We start from the raw sequence: 18,436 nt of genomic DNA, 5'->3' as shown, positions 1-18,436 counted from the left end.
GCGGACTCAGCGCGGCCGCTCGACCCGCTCGACCCGCTCGACCCGCTCGACCCGCTCGTCCCGCTCGACCCGCTCGTCAACGATTCGCCGGATCTTGCCCACCGAGCGCTCCAGCGACTCCGGGTCGACGATCTCCACCGCGACCGAGACGCCGATGCCGTCCTTGACGGCCGCCGCGATGGAGCGGGCGGCCGAGACCCGGTCGTCGGGGGAGGCGTCCGGGCGGGCCTCCGCGCGGACCGTGAGGGCGTCCAGGCGCCCCTCGCGGGTGAGGCGGAGCTGGAAGTGCGGGGCGACGCCCGGGGTGCGCAGCACGATCTCCTCGACCTGGGTCGGGAAGAGGTTCACCCCGCGCAGGATCACCATGTCGTCGCTGCGGCCGGTCACCTTCCGCATCCGGCGGAACACCCGCGCCGTGCCCGGCAGCAGCCGGGTCAGGTCCCGGGTGCGGTAGCGGACGACGGGCATGGCCTCCTTGGTGAGCGAGGTGAAGACCAGCTCGCCCTCCTCGCCCTCGGGCAGGACCTCGCCGGTGAACGGGTCGACGACCTCGGGGTAGAAGTGGTCCTCCCAGATGTGCAGGCCGTCCTTGGTCTCCACGCACTCCTGCGCGACGCCGGGACCGATCACCTCCGACAGGCCGTAGATGTCCACGGCGTCGATCCCGAACCGCTCCTCGATCTCCCGCCGCATCTCCTCGGTCCACGGCTCCGCCCCGAAGACGCCGACCTCCAGCGAGGTGGAGCGCGGGTCGACGCCCTGGCGTTCGAACTCGTCGAGCAGGGTGAGCATGTAGGACGGGGTGACCATGATGATCCGGGGCTCCAGGTCCCGGATCAACTGCACCTGACGGGACGTCATGCCGCCGGACGCGGGGACGACCGTACAGCCGAGCCGCTCCGCGCCGTAGTGGGCGCCGAGGCCGCCGGTGAACAGGCCGTAGCCGTAGGCGATGTGCACCGTGTCGCCGGGCCGGCCGCCCGCCGCCCGGATCGAACGGGCCACCATGTCCGACCACATGGCGAGGTCGGCGTCGGTGTAGCCGACCACCGTCGGCCGCCCGGTCGTGCCGCTGGAGGCGTGCAGCCGGCGGACGCGGTCGCGCGGCACGGCGAACATCCCGTACGGGTAGTGCTCCCGCAGGTCGGCCTTGGTGGTGAACGGGAAGCGGGCCAGGTCGGCGAGGGACCGGCAGTCGTCGGGACGGACACCGGCCTTGTCGAAGGCCTCCCGGTAGAACGGCACGTTGGCGTACGCGTGCCGCAACGACGCCCGCAGCCGGTCCAGTTGCAGCGCCCGCAGCGCCTCGACGTCGAGCCGTTCCCCCGCGTCCCACAGTTCCCGCGTCTCCGCCATGGACGCCACACCTCCGAACCGCACCGAACCCTTGCGTACACGCCATACCGGGCGACCGATCATTCGGTCGATCCACCCGGGATCAGTAATTCAGGCGGTCGGGCCCGCTGGCAAGAGTCCGGGGCGACTTTCTCGCCTGCGCCGAAATGCCGTTGCGGACACCCGGCGCGCGACCGGAGGATCTCGCGGTGTGCCGACCTTCGCCGCGCCCGACGGGACCCGCCTCGCCCTCCACGTCCGCGGGGAGGGTCCGCCGCTCGTCGTCCTGCCGGGCGGTCCCATGCGGGCCTCCGCCTACCTCGGCGACCTCGGCCGTCTCGCCGACCGCCGGCGGCTGCACCTCCTCGACCTGCGGGGAACCGGGGACTCCGAGGTCCCGGCCGACCCGGCGACGTACCGCTGCGACCGCCTGGTCGACGACGTGGAGGCGCTGCGCCGGCACCTCGGACTGGAGCGGATGGACCTGCTCGCCCACTCCGCCGCCGGCAGCCTGGCCATGCTGTACGCGGCCCGTCACCCCGAGCGCGTCGCACGCCTGGTCCTCGTGACCGCCATCCCCTGGGCGCTGGGCTGCCGGCCCACGGCCGAGGACCGGCTCGCCGCCGCACGGCTGCGCCGGGGGGAGCCCTGGTTCGCCGACGCGTTCCCGGCGTTCGAGGCGTGGCTGCGGGACCCGGCGGAGTACGACCCGGTCATCTCCCCCTTCTTCCACGGTCGTTGGGACGCCGCGGCCATCGCGCACGACGCGGCCGCCGACGAGCAGTGCAACGACGCCGCCGCCGAGGTGTACGGCTCCGACGGCGCCTACGACCCGCCGGCCACCCGTGCCGCGCTGGCCCGGTGCGCCGCCCCGGTGCTGGTGCTCGCCGGCGCCCTGGACGGCGGTCCCCGGCCCGACCTGGCCCGCCGGGCGGCCGAGGCCTTCCCCGGCGCCCGCTTCGTCGTGCAGCCCGGCGCCGCTCACTACCCGTGGCTCGACGACCCCGAGTGGTTCACGGAGCGGGTCGACGCGTTCCTGACCGGAGCGGCGGTGCCGCGCACCTTACGACCTGGTCCTCCCGGGGCCCGTCAGACCCTCGGGCCGCCCGCGGCACGCCGGCCCCGGGTCCCACAAGTCCTGGAAGTCCCGCTCATGTGCTCTGTCCGCGGTACGGCACGATCGCTAGGCTGGCCGCGGACGACGGAACCGGGAGGAGCACGGACGTGGCCGAGAGCACCATCCAGCAGCAGCGGGTCGTGGGCTGGGACAAGCCGGAGCTGGACCTCAGCAACGCCGACTGGCAGTCCAGCAGCCGCGGCCTGGGGGATGTCCAGATCGCCTTCGTCGAGGGGTTCATCGCGATGCGCAACAGCCGCCGGCCCGAGAGCCCTTCCCTGATCTTCACGCCCGCCGAATGGGGCGCGTTCGTGTCGGGGGCGCGGGAAGGGGAGTTCGACCTCACCTGATCCGCCGCACGCCGGCGGGCCGGGGCGCCATCCGGGCGTGTTGTGGCCCGTTTTCCGGACACGCGACGCGGCGAGGCCCTGCCGGGGCGGGCACCTGCGCGAAGGTGGCCCCAGCAGGAGCACGGTCGCACTCCGGAGGTGAGGATCATGAGCAGTCTGCCGGTCGTCGCGGCGGTCGACGGGTCCGACGACAGTCTGCGCGCCCTGGACTGGGCCCTCCACGCCGCACGCCTGCGCGACGCGCCGCTGCGCGTGGCGCACGTGCGCCACTACGCCGCCTGGACCCAGCCCGGCGCCCCCATCGTGGTCCCGCCCGCCCCGGACGAGGACCCCGTCCTGCTCGACGCCCGCGCCCGCGTCGAGGCCGCGGGGCAGGTGCCGGACACCGAGTACATCGCCCTCGACGGCGCCCCCGGCGGACTGCTGCCCGGGCTCGGCGCGGAGGCCCGGCTGCTGGTGCTCGGCTCGCGCGGCCGCGGCGGCTTCGCCGGCCTGCTGCTCGGCTCCAACGGGCTGACCGCCGCCCGCGACGCCGAGTGCCCGGTCGTCGTGGTGCCCCGGCCCGGCCGGCAGGTCGACGACGCGGTCCTCCAGGAGCCCGGGCCCCGCGTGGTCGTCGGCCTGAAGGTCGACGCCCCCGACGACGGCACCCTCGACTTCGCGTTCACCGAGGCCGTCCTGCGCGGCGCCCGGGTCCAGGCGGTCGCCGCCTACCCGTGGCCCGTCCAGACCTGGTCGGCGCCCGGCGAACTCGTCCCGGCCGGTGTCGACCAGGGCGTGATCGAGAACGAGACCCGCACCCTCGCCGAGGGCTTCCTCGCCCCCCACCGCGCACGCCACCCGGGCGTCCGCGCCGACGCCCGCCCCGCGCCCGGCGACGCCGCCGGACACCTGGTCGCCGCCTCCCAGGACGCCGACCTGGTGGTCGTCGGCCGCCACCGCCGCCGCCTCCTCGCGCCCACCCGCATGCTGGGCTCCGTCACCCACGCGGTCCTGCTGCACGCGGCGAGCCCCGTCGTGGTGGTGCCCCCCTCACCCGTCGAGGAATGAGCCGCCCCGCGCACCCGGCGGCCCCTCCCGTCACCGCCCCGGAGGACGCGCGGCCCGCACGGCGTCGACGGCCCCCGGACCCGTACCATGGCGGCATGTCGTTCCTCCGCCGCCGCAGCGCCACGCCCGCCGGGCCCGACTTCGACGTACTGGCCATGGACCCGGGCGACTGGCCCGGCAACCTCGGCGCCGGCCTGCTGCCCGCCCCCGACGGCAGTTGCCAGGGCGTCTACCTGCGCTACGACCTCTTCGGCGGCCGCGGCCCCGCGATGATCATCGGCAACCTGCCCGAGGGCTCCCCGGCCCGCGAGGTCGCCGAGGGCGAGGTGCCCTTCGAGGTGGCCCAGCTGCTCCTCGCACTGGGCAACGACGAGGAGGTGACCGTCGTCGGCGTCGAGGACGTCCCGGTCATGCAGGGCGACAACCTGCTGATCGTGCGCCGCCTCAAGCTCTCCGAGAGCCGCATCTCCTGCGTGCAGTTCGACCGCAGCGACAACGTCCTGGTCACCATCGCGGCCTGGGACCGCCCCATCACGGACGACCTGTACGCCCTGCTGAAGCCGCTCCCGGCGGAGCTGTTCCAGCAGGGCTGAGGCGGCCCGGCGGGTCAGGCCGCCGGGACGACGTCCACGTCCGCGGCCCGGACGAACGCCACCCGGTGGCCGTACTGGATCTCGTAGTACAGGTCCTTGCCGGCGACCACCCGGTGGGAGTCCGTCGTGAAGGTGACCGCGTAGTAGTACTCACCCGGCACCCGGTCGCCCACCACGTACCGCTGGCCCTTGAGCACCGTGTACCGCAGCGGCGACACCGCCTGCACCGGCACGCCCGCGGGGTAGGCGGACGCCTCCGGGTAGGCCCGGCCGTACACGGGGACGCTGTCCAGGCCCTCCTTCGGCGTGATCACCAGACCCGCCGCGGGCACCGCCGTCGGCTGCTCGGCGGGGTTGCGGAACCACGCCTTCTGCCCCAGGTACCAGATCGCCGTCCAGTCGCCCCAGCGGTCGGCCACCGCGTACTGCTGGCCCGTGGAGACCCGTGAGGACAGGTCGTTGACGCCGGTCGTCGGGGTCGTGCCCAGGCCGATGTCCTTGATCAGGGGCGCGTTCTCGTCGTGGTCGGAGTACAGCCGCACCTCGCTGGACCCGTGCGCCGCGCACGGCTCGCCCGCCGTCGTGCAGCCGGTGTACACCGGCTGGTTGGCCGCGTAGTCCGGCCGGATGGTCACCACGGAACGGCTCTTGGTGGGCGTCGGCCGCAGCGGGTGGCCCAGCAGCTCGAAGTAGTGCGCCCAGTCCCAGTACGGGCCCGGGTCGGTGTGCATGCCCGGCACCGTCGACGTGGTCGGCCCGGGCACCGTGTCGTGGCCCAGGATGTGCTGCCGGTCCAGCGGGATGCCGTACTGGACGGAGAGGTACTTCACCAGCCGGGCCGAGGCGCGGTACATCGCCTCCGTGTACCAGGCGTCCGGCGCGGCGAGGAAGCCCTCGTGCTCCAGGCCGATCGAGGCGGCGTTCACGTACCAGTTGCCCGCGTGCCAGGCCACGTCCTTGGCCTTCACGTGCTGGGCGATGTGGCCGTCGGTGGAGCGCAGCGTGTAGTTCCAGGACACGTAGGTCGGGTCCTGCACCAGGTTGAGCACGCCCTCCCAGGCGCCCTCCGTGTCGTGGATGACGATGTAGCGGATGCGCTGCGAGGCCGGGCGGTCGCCCAGGTCGTGGTTGCCGTAGTCGTTGTCCCCGAACTGCTCGTAGGGCGCCGGGATCCACTCGCACGACACCGACGCGGGACACTCGGTGCCCTCCGCCGAGCCCGCGCGCAGCCCGGCGCGCCGCAGTTGGCGGGTGTCGGGCGCGAGGCCCGGCCGCGCGGCCAGGGCGACCGGCTCGCCGGAGTCCGTGGTGCGGCGGGCACCGGTGCGCATGACGTCGAACACGTCGTCGGCGTAGGCGGCCGCGGTCGCCGTGTCGTCGGCGCCGGAGAAGCGGGCCACCGCGCCGTACCAGTCGGCCGGGTCGGCGCTCAGCGGTTCGCCGAGCGCGCGCTGGTCGGCGGCCAGCAGGGCGGCGCCGCCCTCGATGTTCGCCGCCGGGTCGGTGCGCAGGTCCGCGTCGCTCCGCCCGGTCAGGCCGGCCGCCTGGGGCAGCGTCTTCAGGCGGGCCGGCAGCTCGTCGGCCTTCGGCAGCGTCACCTCGGGGCGCAGGGCCGGGCGGGCGCTGTCGCCGCGCGCGTCCTCGGTGCCCCCGGCGTGGTGCTCGGCCGCGGCGAGCGCGGTCCGGGCATCGGTGAGGTGCATGGGACCGTAGCCGCCGGTCACACTCGGGGCCCCGGCGTGGGCGTCCCAGCGCGACTGGAGGTAGGAGACGCCCAGGAGCACGCTCTGCGGGACGTGGTACTCGGCGGCGGCGTGGGCGAACGCCTGCTGGAGGGTGCCGGACGCGGCCGGTTCCGACGGCGACGCGCCCGAAGGGGCCGCGCCGAGCAGGGGCAGCAGCAGGGCTGCGGCCGCCGCCGTGCCGACGGTTCTCCGGGTGGGGGTGAGGGATCCTCGCAAAGCGGCCTCCTGGAACGGGGGTGCGTGGGGGTGCGGGCGGGGCCGAGCGTGTCAGTGGTATCGGCTGGCCGACGATCCGTCAATCATGCCCACACACCGGTGATTTCCCTCGTCACCAGGGGGTTCGGCGAGTTTCGTGGCGGCGGCCCGCGGGCCTGCGGTGCTTCAGTGGCTTACACCAATGGGGGTGTCGCGGGCGGGCTGCCAAGATCGGGACGGACGGAGGCCCGTGGTGCGCCGTCGCCGCGGCACAGCACGGGCCTTCCGTTCCCTCGGCCTCAGCGAGTGCCGACCGCGGCGCGCACCGCTCGCCGCGCGAGCTGGCAGTCGTCGTGCAGCCGCCGCAGCAGCAGCCGCTGCTCCTCGCCGGACGGCGCGGCTCCCGGCTGGGCCCCGGCCGCCGTCGGGGCGGCGTCGTGCAGCGAACGCTGTACGGCCGTCTCTAGGGTGCGGATCTCCCGGGTCAGCACCAGCATCAGGTTCACCAGGAAGGCGTCGCGGGCCGCGGGGCCCGCCGACTGCGCGAGCTGGCTGATCTGGCGGCGGGCCACCGGCGCGTCGCCCAGGACCGACCAGAGCGTGGCGAGGTCGTAGCCCGGCAGGTACCAGCCCGCGTGCTCCCAGTCCACCAGCACCGGGCCGGCCGGCGACAGCAGGACGTTCGACAGCAGGGCGTCACCGTGGCAGAACTGGCCCATGCCGTGCCGGCCCGCGCTCGCCGCGATGCCGTGCAGCAGCTTCTGCAGGTCGCCCAGGTCCCGGTCGGTGAGCAGGCCGAGCTCGTAGTAGCGCGAGACGCAGGCCGCGTAGTCCAGCGGTGCGTCGAAGCTGCCCGCCGGCGGCCGCCAGGCGTTGAGCCGGCAGATCGCGCCGAGCGCCGCCCTGATGTCCGCGCGGGGCGGGACCTGCAGGGGGTGCCGGGTCAGCGCGGCGGCCCGTCCGGGCATCCGCTCGATGACCAGCGTGCAGTTGTCCGGGTCCGCCGCGATCAGCCTCGGCGCCCGCACCGGGGGGCGGTGCCGGACGAACGTGCGGTACGCGGCTATTTCCCGCCGGATGTGCTCGGACCGGGCGGGGGAGGGGTCGAGTAAACACTTGGCGACGGCCGTGCTGCGGCCGGTCGTGCCGACCAGGAGCACCGAGCGCCCGCTGCGGCGCAGTACCTGCACGGGGGCGAACTCGGGACAGATCCGGTGCACCGACGCGAGGGCGGTGCGCAACTGGGCGCCCTGGGGGCCGGACAAGTCGAGTCTCCCGCTGAGCGGTTGGGCCCCGAGTCCCGGCGCGCGGCGCTGGCGGCCCACCAGCGCGGGCGGCGCCGACCGCGCGGAGGGGTCGAGGTAGGGGCCACCGCCCTGGCGGGGACGGAGCGGCCGGAGCGGTGCGGACACGGAGGACGATGCTGTGTACATGGGCGAAACAGATCCCTTCGTGTGCCTCGACATCGAATGCGCTGCCCCGGCCGGCCGCCCGGGTGCACCCTGGGGAAGTGCGTCCGTCATGTGACAAGCGACCGGGTCGGGGTGGCGCATTCCTACCTGACACCCGTCGTCCCCTGGCACACCATCTGGCGCACCCTGGCGGACCCTGGCGAATAGTCGCCCGGCAACTGTGCCGGGGCTACTGTCAACTCAGCCGAGAACCTGGGGGCTTTGACGTGAGCGGACAACCCAACACCCGCCTCGCGGACCTGTTCGGCCTGGCCGGCTGGTCCAAGGGGGAACTCGCGAGGCTGGTCAACCGGCAGGCGGCGGCCATGGGCCACCCCCAGCTGGCGACCGACACCTCGCGGGTGCGGCGGTGGATCGACACGGGCGAGATCCCGCGCGATCCGGTGCCGCGGGTGCTGGCGGCCCTGTTCACCGAGCGTCTCGGCCGTGTCGTGACCATCGAGGACCTCGGTCTGGTCCGGCACGGGCGCACGGGGAAACGGCAGGGCGACGGGAATGTGGAGCATCCCGACGGTGTGCCGTGGGCGCCCGAGCGGACCGCCGCGGTCCTCACCGAATTCACGGGAATGGACCTCATGCTCAACCGACGCGGCTTGGTGGGCGCGGGTGTCGCGCTCACCGCGGGCTCCGCACTCAGCAGCGCCATGTACGACTGGCTGCACACCGATCCGACCCTGTCCGCCGACGCTCCCGTCCTCGACCGTCCCCTCCACGCCGACCCCGCCGGGTTCGACCGCTATGAGGCCGCCCCCGTCGGGCACGAGGAAGTCGAGGAACTGGAGCGCTCCGTCGAGGTGTTCCGCGCCTGGGACGCCGCCCGCGGCGGCGGCCTGCAGCGCAAGGCGGTGGTCGGCCAGCTCAACGAGGTGGGCGGCATGCTCGCCTACCACCACCCGCCGCACCTGCAGCGCCGCCTGTGGGGCGTCGCGGCCAACCTCGCGGTCCTCGCGGGCTGGATGTCGCACGACGTGGGCCTGGAACCCACGGCGCAGAAGTACTTCGTCATCGCCGCGCACGCGGCCCGCGAGGGCGGCGACCGGCCCCGGGCCGGCGAGGCCCTGTCCCGCGCCGCCCGCCAGATGGTGCACCTGGGCCGGCCCGACGAGGCCCTGGACCTGATGAAGCTCGCCCAGTCCGGCTCCGGCGACCGGGTGCTGCCCCGCACCCGGGCCATGTTCCACACCATCGAGGCGTGGGCGCAGGCGTCGATGGGCAAGGGACAGGCCATGCGCCGCACGCTCGGCCGGGCCGAGGACCTGTTCGTCGCGGACCGGGGCGACGTGGAACCGCCGCCCTGGATGCAGACGTTCAAGGCCGAGGACCTCTACGGCATGCAGGCCCTGGCGTACCGCACGCTGGCCGAGTTCGAGCCGGACGCCGCCGTGCACGCCCAGCACTACGCCGGGAAGGCACTGGCGCTGCGGGTCGACGGGCGGGAGCGGTCGAAGATCTTCGACCACCTGTCCATGGCCTCGGCCTGCTTCATCGCCGACGACCCGGAACAGGCGGCGCGTTACGCCCGGCTGGCGCTGATGTCGATGGGCGCCAACTCCTCGCGCCGCACCTGGGACCGGCTGCGCCAGATGTACCGGCTCACCGCGCAGTACTCCTCGTCCCCGAAGATCAGCGAGCTGCGCGAGGAGATCATGCTGGCGCTGCCCAGGACGAAGGGGAACAGGGGGAGTTCGGCACCGGCGTGAGGGTGCCGGGCGCGGGGTGCGCCGGGGAGTGGCTCAGGAGGTCACCCGGGCCACCAGCACGCACGCGTCGTCCGTCCGGGCGGTGGCGCCGAACTCGGCCGCCAGCAGCCGTGAGCAGTCCTGTGCGGTGCGCGCCGCGGTCAGGTGCGGGGCGAGGCCGAGGAGGCGGTGCACGGCCGACGTGTCGCCGTGCGTGGGCACCAGTGCGTCGGTGTGCAGCAGGAGCACATCGCCCTCCCGCAGTCTTTCCTCCGCCTGTCCGTAGACGGCGCCCGCGGTGGCGCCGAGGAGCACGCCCTGCGGTGGGGTGAGCCGGCGCCCCGTCCCGTCGCGGAACAGCAGCGGGGCGGGGTGTCCGGCCTGCGCCCAGGTCAGGGTGCGGTCCTCGGGGCGGTACCGGCAGCACACCGCGCTGCCCAGGGCGGGCTGCGCGGTGGCGTCGAGCACCTGGTTCAGCAGGGTCATCAGCCGGTCGGGCCCGGTGCCGGCCAGCGCCATGCCGCGCAGGGCGCCCAGCAGCATCGCCGTGCCGGAGGCGACGGCAGGACCGTGTCCGGTGAGGTCGCCGACGCTCAACACCGCCTGCCCGTCCGGCAGTTCGAGCACGTCGTACCAGTCGCCGCCGACCGGCGGGCCGGCCGTGGCGGGCAGGTGGTGGGCGGCGAGGTCGAGCGAGCGGGGTCCTCGGTGCGGGAGCCGCAGGGAGCCGCGCCACGGGGGAAGGGCGGCTCCCTGCGGCTGGACCGTGACCCGGTGCCCGGTCTGCGCCCGGTCCTGCCGGTGCAGCGCGTCACGCGTCTCGCCGACCGCCTGCCGGCTGCGGCGCAGCGCGCTGACGTCCCGCAGCACCGCCCACATCGCGGCGGCGCTGCCGTCGGCGGCGAGCACGGGTTCGCCCATCATGTGCACGGCGCGGACCTCGCCGCCGGCGCGGACCACACGGAACTCCCCGTCGATGGGCCGCGCGTCGACGAGGCAGTCCGTCACCATCGCCGTCAGCCGCGGCCGGTCCTCCTCCAGGACGAGGGACGGCAGTTCGTCGAGGGTGAGCGCGGGAGCGGCGGGGTCGCGCCCGAGGATCTCGTACAGCTCGCCGGACCACACCGCCTCGTCCGTCAGCAGGTTCCACTCGGCACTGCCGACCCGGCTCAGCAGGGCGTCGCCCGCGGGCACGGAGCCGGGGCGGCCGTCGCCGTCACGGTCGGTGTCCGGGGCGGGCGGGGCCGGGGGGCCCTCGCGCAGTTGTGCCAAGTGCTGGTCTAGGTCGTCGAGTTGGTGCAGGGCGAGGTCGTACAGGGCGCGCCGCCACCGGCCCTGCGGGTCGGCCCCGTCGCCCTGCGCGTCGCGTCGTACGGCGTCCACCTCGCCCTTGAGCCGCCGCGTCTGCGAGATCAGCGCCTCCACCGAGCCGCGTCCGGGCGGCTGGGCGGCGGGGCGATCCGCAGAGAGGTGGGACGGCATGACGCGCTCCGATGCGGGGACGGGGGAACCAGGGCGGGCGGGAGGGCCGTTACGACTGTTGCACAGCCCGCGACGCCGTGTAAGGGATTCGGCGACACACGATACGGTGGTGCTTCCGGCATATGCCAGCGTCTTCCCCGGATGGTTGCGGCTGCGCCGCCGGCGTACCTCCCGGCCCGGCCAAGTCGTAGACGGCGTACGTGACTTGAGGGACGCGAGGGGCCCGTCGGTCCACCGGTCAGGTGTTCGTCGCTCGTGCGTTCCACCGTGTGGGCCGTGCCGCGTCGCCGCCGGGGGCGGTGGGGTCGCGAGGGATGCCGCGCGGGCGGGTCCACTCATCCAGGTGTGGTGCAGGTCACATCGATTCCGGGGCGCTGCGGTGTACGGATGACCCCCTGCGCGCTCGTACAGACATGGACATCACCCTTGAGCAATCCGCCCAGGCCCGGCTGATCACCGCCGAGGAGCGGGAGCTGCCCGTCGCGGCCACCCTGCGGTACGCCTCGGGCGACCCGCTGGCGGTCCACATCGACTTCCCGGCCGAGGTCAGCCTGGACGGCGAGAGCTGCACCTGGACCTTCGGCCGCGCGCTGCTGGAGGAGGGGCTGGGCGGCTCGGCCGGCACGGGGGACGTGCGGATCTGGCCCTGCGGACCGCACCGCACGGTGCTGGAGCTGCACTCGCCGCACGGCCTGGCCCTGGTCCGGTTCGACACGGCCGCGCTGCACCGCTTCCTGCTGCGCAGCTACGCCGTGGTCGCGGCCGGGCAGGAGGACGTCGGCGCCGACGTCGACCGCGGGCTCACCGCCCTCTTCGACGGCGTCTGACCACGTGGCCCCGTGGCCCCGCAGCAGCCCCCCGGCCGGAACGCTCAGCGACTCGTGCCGTACAGCGCCGGGCGCGGGGCGAGGTCGACGGGAGTGCGCCGGCCGCTCTCCAGCGCGCGGATGCCGGCCTCGGCCACGGCGGACGCCGCGTAACCGTCCCAGGCGGTGGGGCCGGTGACCCGGCCCTGCCGGGTGGCGTCCACCCAGGCCTGCACCTCGCGGTCGTAGGCGTCGGCGAACCGCACCAGGTAGTCCTGCGGCACCTCGGCTCCGGCCGTGCCCGCGGTGGTCAGCAGCACGCCGTGGTCCTCGCCGACGCGGGCGCTGCCGTGTTCGCAGACCGCCTCGCAGCGCACCTGGTAGCCGAAGCCGCAGTTGACGAAGATCTCCACGTCGACGAGGGCGCCGCCGTCCGTCTCGAAGAGCACGAACTGCGGGTCCAGCAGGCCCTGCGGAGCGCCGGCCGAGGGGCGCGGGCGCAGCACGGTCACCGCGGTGAGCTCCTGGCCGAGCAGCCAGCGGGCCGCGTCGATCTCGTGCGACACGGAGCTGTCGATCAGCATGGCGCTGGTGAAGCCGGGCGGCGAGGAGACGTTGCGGTGCACACAGTGCAGCATCAGCGGCCGGCCCAGGCGCCCGCCGTCCAGCACCCGCTTCAGCCGCCGGTACTCGGCGTCGTAGCGGCGCATGAAGCCGACCTGCGCGAGCCGGCGCCCGCCGCGCGCCTCCGCCTCGACCACGCGCAGCGCGCCGTCGGAGTCCGGCACCATCGGCTTCTCGCACAGCACCGGAAGTCCCCGCGCGAAGGCCGCCAGCAGGGCCTCCTCGTGCGCCGGACCCGGGGACGCGATCAGCACCGCCCCGACGCCGGGCGCGTCCAGCGCCGCCTCGGCCTCGGCGTGCACCGTGACCCCCTCGATCCCGGCGGCCGCCTCCTCGGCGCGCCCGGTGTCGGGATCGGCCACGGCGGCCACCCTGGCCCCGCTCACCCCCCGGTCGAGACGTCGTACGTGGTCGGCCCCCATGTGGCCCGCACCCAGGACGGCCACTCCCAGCAGCTCCGACACGATCCCGGCTCCTTCCCCAGCCCGCACCCACCCGGCCCGTGAGCGGGGCCGTACACGCGCGCGGCATCCCGCCCGCACGGTCCACAGGGTGTCATGCGCGCAGGCCGGGGGCGGCCGGTGGCCCCGGGAGGACCGGCCGGTGGCGCGGGGCGGGTCAGTAGCGCAGGACGCCCGCGATGCCCCGGGCGTCCCCGAGCGTGCCGTCCGGGACGAAGCGCACCTCGGCGCCGGTCTCCAGGCACTGCTCGACGATCTCGTCCACGATGTCCTCGCGGGCGTCGAGGTCGTCGCCGTCGGCCGGTTCCAGGTGGTCGCCGGCGTCGCGCACGGTGGCCCGGTAGTCCTCCTCGACGGCGAGCAGGCGCACCCGGCCCTCCCGGGCGCTCTGCCAGAGCTCGTCGACGCCGGCCGCGAACGTGCGGTGCCCGCGGGCGGCTTCGAGCTCCCGGGCCACCGCCTCGTTCTGCCGCCGCGCCTCCTCCTCGAGCAGCGGGCGCACCGCCTGCCGCACCGCCTCCGGCGTGCCGTGGGCGAGGCCGCCGCGCGGCACGTGCACGGCGTCGCGGGCCGCGCCGCCGAACTCGTCCAGCAGGGACAGCGCGGCCGGCTCGCCGGTGACGTACACCGGACGCGGGTTCTCCCGCAGCAGGCCGGCGAGCGCGGTGTCGGCGTCGCGCAGGAAGTGGCGGGTGCCCTCGTCGCGGAAGGTGCTCGGCAGGTTGCCCACCCGCTCCAGCCGCTCGGCGTCGAAGTTCTCCTGACCGCGGGTCAGGGGGAAGCCGCCGGAGCGCTCCTCGGCGACCTGGCCGGCGCCGCCGTTCCAGAGGGTGACCCGGTCGGCGGAGACCGACAGCACCCAGAACGGCCGCTCGGCGGCCTGCGCCGAGACCAGGTTCCGGGTGAGGAAGGTGTCGGACAGCACCACCCGCTCGGGCACGGACCGCGCCAGCGTCCACACCTGGTGCTCGCCCGGAGCGGCGAAGATGGCCAGTCCGTCCTCGGCCTCCCGGAGGTCCACCTCGGACAGGGCCCGGTCGAGCTGGTCCACCACGTCCACGCGCCGCTCGCGGGTGACCGCCGGGTCCGACTCCAGCTGCTTCTTCGCCGCGGCCACGGCGTTGCGCAGCCGCACCGGGTCCTGGGCGGTGTCGGGTCCGCGGCGGTGCGTCGGCGTCAGCACGGACACCGCCGGGTAGGGGCGCGGGCGGCGCAGCTCGGAGAGGACGGCGGGGCTGAGTGCGTGCTCCATGCACAGCACGATAGGGCGAATGGGTGCAAACCGCCTCGTGACCATGGTCTTCCGCACCCCGGACGCGGTGACGCCGCACCCGCCCGCCGGTTACCGTACGCGTCAGTAACCGCAGGGGCCGGCCGCGGCCGCCCCGGTCCAGGACCGCACCCGCAGGAGGCACCCATGCCGCAGCTCGAAGTCGCCGGCGCACCGCTGGCGTACGACGACGAGGGCCCGCGCGACGGTGGCGGGGTGCCGCTGGTGTTCGTGCACGGCTGGACCGCGAACCGCCACCGCTGGGACCACCAGGTGGCGCACTTCGCCCAGCGGCGGCGCGTGGTGCGGCTCGACCTGCGCGGGCACGGCGACAGCGGCGGGGCGGGGGTGCGGACCATCGGCGAGCTGGCGCGGGACGTCATCGCCCTGCTGGACCACCTGGAGATCGAACGGTGCGTCCTGGTCGGCCACTCGATGGGCGGGATGATCGCGCAGACCATCGCGCTCGAACACCCCGAGCGGGTCGAGCGGATGGTGCTGGTCAACTCCATCGGCCGCATGGCCTACAACCGGGCGCGGGGCCTGCTGATGGCCGTCTCCACCCTGGTGCCGTTCAAGCTGTTCGTCGCCGCGAACATCCAGCGCGCCTTCGCGCCCGGCTACCCGCGCGAGGAGGTCCGGCGGTACATCAGGGACTCCGCGGACACCCCGCGCGAGGTGGTGATGACGCTGTACGGCGCCATGCGCGGCTTCGACGTGCTGGACCGGGCCGCAGAGATCCGCACGCCCACCCTGATGGTCCACGGCTACCACGACGTCCAGCTCCCGGTCGGGCAGATGCTCAAGCTGGCCGCCGCGTACCCGGACGCCACCGTCCGCGTCCTCGACGCCGGCCACGAGCTGCCGGTCGAGAAGCCTGCCGAACTCACCGCCGTCCTCGATGCGTTCGTCACCGAGCGGGCCTGACGGGCGCTCAGTCCTCGCGCTCGGACAGGCACGAACTGCCGCTGGGCGGGAGCGAGCCGTACATCAGGAAGTCGTCCACCTTGCGGTGCACGCACTTGGACGAGCCGTACCCCGTGTGCCCCTCGCCCTTGTTGTCCAGCACGACCGCCGACGGGCCGAGCCGCCGCGCGGTCTCCTCCGTCCAGCGGTAGGGGGTCGCCGGGTCGCCACGCGTGCCGACCAGCAGCATCTTCGGGGTGTCGACGCGCTTGACCTCGTCGCGTATGTAGTCGGTGCCCGCGGGGCGGCCGTAGCACATCAGGACCTGGGTGAGCCGGTAGCGGCCGAAGACCGGCGAGACCTGCTCGTACTCGGCCCGCAGCCGGCGCAGGTCGGCGGCGATCCGCCCGGCGGCGGGGCGGTCGGGGTCGTCCGCGCAGTTGATCGCCATCAGCGCCGCCGGGAGGTTGTCGAGCGGCACGTCCTCCTCGTCGACGAGGGCGCCCGGCGTCGGCCGCGGGGACCGCACGGGCAGCGTCATGCCGCCGGTGGCGAAGGTCATCACCCCGCTGGTGTCGCCGTTCTCGACGAGCTGCGACAGCGCCCGCTCCAGCGACGGCCACCACTCCTCGCTGTACAGCGCCTGGCTGAGCGCCGCGACCAGGTCCTGCCCGGTGAACGGCGGCCCGAAGTCCGAGGGCACCGGATCGTCGTCCAGCGAGCGCACCAGCCGGACGACCTCGTCGCGGGCGGCACGCGCGTCGGTGCCGAACGGGCACGCGATGTCCTTCACGCACCAGGTGACGAAGTCCTCCAGCGCGACCTGCTGGCCCGCGGCCCCGGCGAGTCCCTGCTCGGCCAGCGGCTCGGTCAGCGTGTCGACGCCGTCGAGCGCGATGCGGCCGACGCGGTGCGGGAACTCGGCCGCGTACACCGCGCCGAGCCGGGTCCCGTAGGAGAAACCCAGGTAGTTGAGCTTCTTGTCGCCGAGCGCCGCGCGCAGCACGTCCAGGTCCCGGGCGGCGTGCACCGTGCCTATGTACGGCAGGACCGGACCGGAGTGCGCGGCGCACTGGTCGGCCGCCTTCTTCAACCGGTCGAGGACGGTCCGCGGGTCGCCGAGGTCGGGCGGGCCCCCGACGGTCGCCGCGAAGGCGTCCTCCTGGCCCGCCCCGCAGCTCACCGGCGAGGAGCGGCCGACGCCGCGCGGGTCGAAGGTGACCACGTCGTAGTGGTCGGTCAGGTCCATGAACTCCTTGCCGCCGTAGGCGAGCTGGGGGACCCCCGCGCCGCCGGGGCCGCCGAAGTTCAGCACCACCGAACCCTGCTTGTCGCCCGTCGCGCGGTAGCGGGCGAGTGCCAGGTCGAGCGTCCCCTTGCCGGGGTGCGCGTAGTCGAGCGGGACGGTCGCCTTGCCGCACTGGAGGTCGTCGGGCATGTCGTCGCCCTCGCACGCCGACCACGTGACCGTCTGGTCGTAGAACCGGGACAGGTCGGGTCCGTCGTCGCCCTCGGCGACGGCGGCGGGCAGTCCCGCGGCGAGCAGGGTCAGCGCGGCGGCTCCGGCGAGCGCGCAGCGGCGCACCGTGGGACGCGTCGACAGCTTGGCCAGCATCAGTGCCTCCCGGACGCCCCGTCGTCGGTCGGGAACCGGCGCCCTCGCTCACGATAGGCGGGCTCACCCGGGGCCGCCTCCGGACGGGTGACGCAGCGCGACAGCCCGTGGTCAGGACCTCGCGGGTGCACCGGTTCAGCCGATTTCCCGACAGTCGGAGCGGCTGGCCGCCCGATGGGGTGAAAGGGCGATCGGCCATTACTGGACCGCTTCGCCCGCGTTCTACCTGATGCGGGCGACGGGCCCGTGACGATGTCTGGAAGGCAGGGACCTATGAGACGGGTTGCCCGAAACGGGGTGATCGCCTTCGCCGCCGCCTCCGGCGCGATGGCCGTGGTGATGCCGGCGCACGCCGACTCCTCGGCGGACGCGGCTGCGGTCGGCTCGCCCGGCGCGGCCAGTGGCAACGCCATCCAGCTACCGGTGGACGTGCCGGTGAACGTGTGCGGGAACACCGTGAACGTGGTGGGACTGCTGAACCCGGCGGCGGGCAACACCTGCGCCAACACCGGCGGCGGTGGCGACGAGCACGCCTCCTCGGGTGCGGCCGCGGACGCCGAGGCGGCCCAGTCGCCGGGCCTGGTCTCCGGCGACGGCGTCCAGCTCCCCGTCGATCTGCCGGTGAACGTCAGCGGCAACACGGTGGACGTCGTCGGCATCGGGAACCCGGTCCTGGGCAACACGTCCGTGAACGGCCCCGGCGACACGCACGGCGAGGAGCCCGCCTCCCCGCAGGAGCCCGCGGCGCAGCCGCCCCGGCACGTGCCCTCGGCACCCGAGCACGAGCCCGAGCCGGCCGCCCAGGCCGCGTCCGGCGAGCGGAGCGAGGCGCAGTCCGAGGTGGTGACGGCCCTGGCCAGCACGGGCGCCGACGCCACCTTCCCCGCGCTGGCGGGCAGCGGGGCCCTGGTCCTGGCCGGAGCCGCCCTGTACCGGCGCTTCCGCACCACGGGCCGTGCCTGACCCACCCCCCTACGAGGGCCCCGCCGGAACACAGTGTCCGGCGGGGCCCTCGTGCCGTCTCTCAGGGCGGACGAGTCACCTGGCCCCCCCCCGCGCCGGGCCGCAGTCGGGGCACTCGGCCGGGTCCGCGGCGGGCCGGGAACGCACTGTCCGGCGGGGCCCTCGTGCCGTCCCGGTGCGGCGGAGTCACCCGGCCGCCCCCGTACCGGGCCGCGGCCGGGCCGTCCGGTCGTCTCCGCGGCGGGCCGGGAACGCCGTGCGCCGTGCCCCCGCGACCACCGCCGGCGCGACGACCAGCAGCGGCAGCGCCGTCCACGGCAGTGCCCCGGCGCCCGCCCCCTCCAGGACGAGCCCCCCGGTCAGGGAGCCGCCCGCGATGCCCGCGTTGTACACGGTCGCCTGGAGCGACGTGGCCACGTCCGCCGCGGCCGGTCCCGACGCGTCGACCAGGGCCGTCTGGATCAGGGTCGGCGCCCCGCCGAACGCCCCGCCCCACAGGGCGACCGCCCCGAGCAGCACGACCGGCTCCCCGGCCCACCGGCCCAGCACGACCATGAGCCCCGCGCACAGCGTGAGCGCGGTCAGCAGGGCGAGCCGGGGGCGGCGGTCCACCACCAGGCCCGTCGCCCAGATCCCGGCGACGGTGGCCGCCCCGAACACCAGCAGCACCAGCCCCGTGTGGTCGCCACGGCACCCTCCCTGTCAGCGAGCACCTCGCGGGCCGGGGTGCCCCGGCACGGGCCGGAACTGCCGCCGGGCGGCCCGGAGTCCTC

Annotated in this window: 15 protein-coding genes and 1 pseudogene; 8 read left to right on the top strand and 8 right to left on the bottom strand. The window is 74.8% G+C overall.

Annotated elements, in window-relative coordinates:
• Window positions 1–6: 6 nt before the first annotated feature.
• The gene (gene paaK, locus E4U92_RS08875; RefSeq protein WP_137299751.1) at window positions 7–1,356 is read right to left on the bottom strand and encodes a phenylacetate--CoA ligase PaaK; all 1,350 of its coding nucleotides are present in this window, start codon (window positions 1,354–1,356) and stop codon (window positions 7–9) included.
• A 190-nt stretch (window positions 1,357–1,546) separates the two neighbouring features.
• Between paaK and E4U92_RS08870 the strand changes: the two are divergent.
• The 4 genes and pseudogenes from E4U92_RS08870 to E4U92_RS08855 all read left to right on the top strand — a co-directional run.
• Window positions 1,547–2,392, top strand: a pseudogene (locus E4U92_RS08870) (alpha/beta fold hydrolase); the annotation flags it as partial.
• A 167-nt stretch (window positions 2,393–2,559) separates the two neighbouring features.
• Entirely contained in the window at window positions 2,560–2,802 is a 243-nt protein-coding gene (locus E4U92_RS08865) for a DUF397 domain-containing protein (RefSeq protein WP_137299750.1), read from the top strand.
• Window positions 2,803–2,949: 147 nt separating this feature from the next.
• On the top strand, window positions 2,950–3,852 hold the full coding sequence (locus E4U92_RS08860; protein ID WP_137299749.1) for a universal stress protein: 903 nt from the start codon (window positions 2,950–2,952) through the stop codon (window positions 3,850–3,852).
• Between the two features lie 95 nt (window positions 3,853–3,947).
• Window positions 3,948–4,445, top strand: a complete 498-nt coding sequence (locus E4U92_RS08855) for a hypothetical protein (protein WP_137299748.1) — start codon at window positions 3,948–3,950, stop codon at window positions 4,443–4,445.
• A gap of 14 nt (window positions 4,446–4,459) precedes the next feature.
• Here E4U92_RS08855 and E4U92_RS08850 read toward each other — a convergent pair whose 3' ends face one another.
• Both E4U92_RS08850 and E4U92_RS08845 read right to left on the bottom strand, forming a co-directional pair.
• The gene (locus tag E4U92_RS08850) at window positions 4,460–6,406 is read right to left on the bottom strand and encodes an N-acetylmuramoyl-L-alanine amidase (RefSeq protein ID WP_137299747.1); all 1,947 of its coding nucleotides are present in this window, start codon (window positions 6,404–6,406) and stop codon (window positions 4,460–4,462) included.
• 278 nt (window positions 6,407–6,684) lie between these two features.
• Window positions 6,685–7,818, bottom strand: a complete 1,134-nt coding sequence (locus tag E4U92_RS08845) for an aminoglycoside phosphotransferase family protein (protein ID WP_137299746.1) — start codon at window positions 7,816–7,818, stop codon at window positions 6,685–6,687.
• A gap of 245 nt (window positions 7,819–8,063) precedes the next feature.
• Here E4U92_RS08845 and E4U92_RS08840 point away from each other — a divergent pair, with 245 nt between their 5' ends.
• Complete coding sequence (locus E4U92_RS08840) at window positions 8,064–9,557, top strand: DNA-binding protein NsdB (RefSeq protein ID WP_137299745.1); 1,494 nt, start codon at window positions 8,064–8,066, stop codon at window positions 9,555–9,557.
• A 33-nt stretch (window positions 9,558–9,590) separates the two neighbouring features.
• Here E4U92_RS08840 and E4U92_RS08835 read toward each other — a convergent pair whose 3' ends face one another.
• Entirely contained in the window at window positions 9,591–11,018 is a 1,428-nt protein-coding gene (locus E4U92_RS08835) for a PP2C family protein-serine/threonine phosphatase (RefSeq protein WP_137299744.1), read from the bottom strand.
• Window positions 11,019–11,431: 413 nt separating this feature from the next.
• On the opposite strand from E4U92_RS08835, the gene E4U92_RS08830 reads away from it, so the two are divergent.
• Window positions 11,432–11,845 (top strand): SsgA family sporulation/cell division regulator, encoded by a 414-nt coding sequence (locus E4U92_RS08830; protein ID WP_137299743.1) that lies wholly within the window; start codon window positions 11,432–11,434, stop codon window positions 11,843–11,845.
• Window positions 11,846–11,889: 44 nt separating this feature from the next.
• Here the strand turns inward: E4U92_RS08830 and E4U92_RS08825 are convergent, their stop codons facing one another.
• Together E4U92_RS08825 and E4U92_RS08820 are read right to left on the bottom strand one after the other, a co-directional pair.
• Window positions 11,890–12,912 carry a Gfo/Idh/MocA family protein gene (locus E4U92_RS08825; RefSeq protein ID WP_137299742.1) on the bottom strand — a complete coding sequence of 341 codons (1,023 nt, stop codon included), beginning with the start codon at window positions 12,910–12,912 and terminating at the stop codon, window positions 11,890–11,892.
• A gap of 154 nt (window positions 12,913–13,066) precedes the next feature.
• Window positions 13,067–14,161, bottom strand: coding sequence for a baeRF3 domain-containing protein (locus E4U92_RS08820; RefSeq protein ID WP_137299741.1), 1,095 nt, complete (start codon window positions 14,159–14,161; stop codon window positions 13,067–13,069).
• Window positions 14,162–14,326: 165 nt separating this feature from the next.
• Between E4U92_RS08820 and E4U92_RS08815 the strand changes: the two genes are divergently transcribed.
• Window positions 14,327–15,106 (top strand): alpha/beta fold hydrolase, encoded by a 780-nt coding sequence (locus E4U92_RS08815; RefSeq protein WP_137299740.1) that lies wholly within the window; start codon window positions 14,327–14,329, stop codon window positions 15,104–15,106.
• 7 nt (window positions 15,107–15,113) lie between these two features.
• Here E4U92_RS08815 and E4U92_RS08810 read toward each other — a convergent pair whose 3' ends face one another.
• Window positions 15,114–16,700 (bottom strand): alpha/beta hydrolase, encoded by a 1,587-nt coding sequence (locus E4U92_RS08810; RefSeq protein WP_137299739.1) that lies wholly within the window; start codon window positions 16,698–16,700, stop codon window positions 15,114–15,116.
• A 273-nt stretch (window positions 16,701–16,973) separates the two neighbouring features.
• Between E4U92_RS08810 and E4U92_RS08805 the strand changes: the two genes are divergently transcribed.
• The gene (locus E4U92_RS08805) at window positions 16,974–17,663 is read left to right on the top strand and encodes a chaplin (protein ID WP_137299738.1); all 690 of its coding nucleotides are present in this window, start codon (window positions 16,974–16,976) and stop codon (window positions 17,661–17,663) included.
• Window positions 17,664–17,849: 186 nt separating this feature from the next.
• On the opposite strand, the gene E4U92_RS08800 is transcribed toward E4U92_RS08805, so the two are convergent.
• A complete protein-coding gene (locus E4U92_RS08800; protein WP_229862444.1) occupies window positions 17,850–18,332 on the bottom strand; it encodes an MFS transporter in 483 nt (160 codons plus the stop codon).
• Window positions 18,333–18,436: the final 104 nt, after the last annotated feature.

It is taken from the genome of Streptomyces galbus (genome assembly GCF_005280195.1).
Taxonomy (GTDB): Bacteria; Actinomycetota; Actinomycetes; order Streptomycetales; family Streptomycetaceae; genus Streptomyces; species Streptomyces galbus.
Note: the sequence above shows the minus strand (reverse complement) of the source record. Positions and strands in the feature narration are given on the sequence as shown.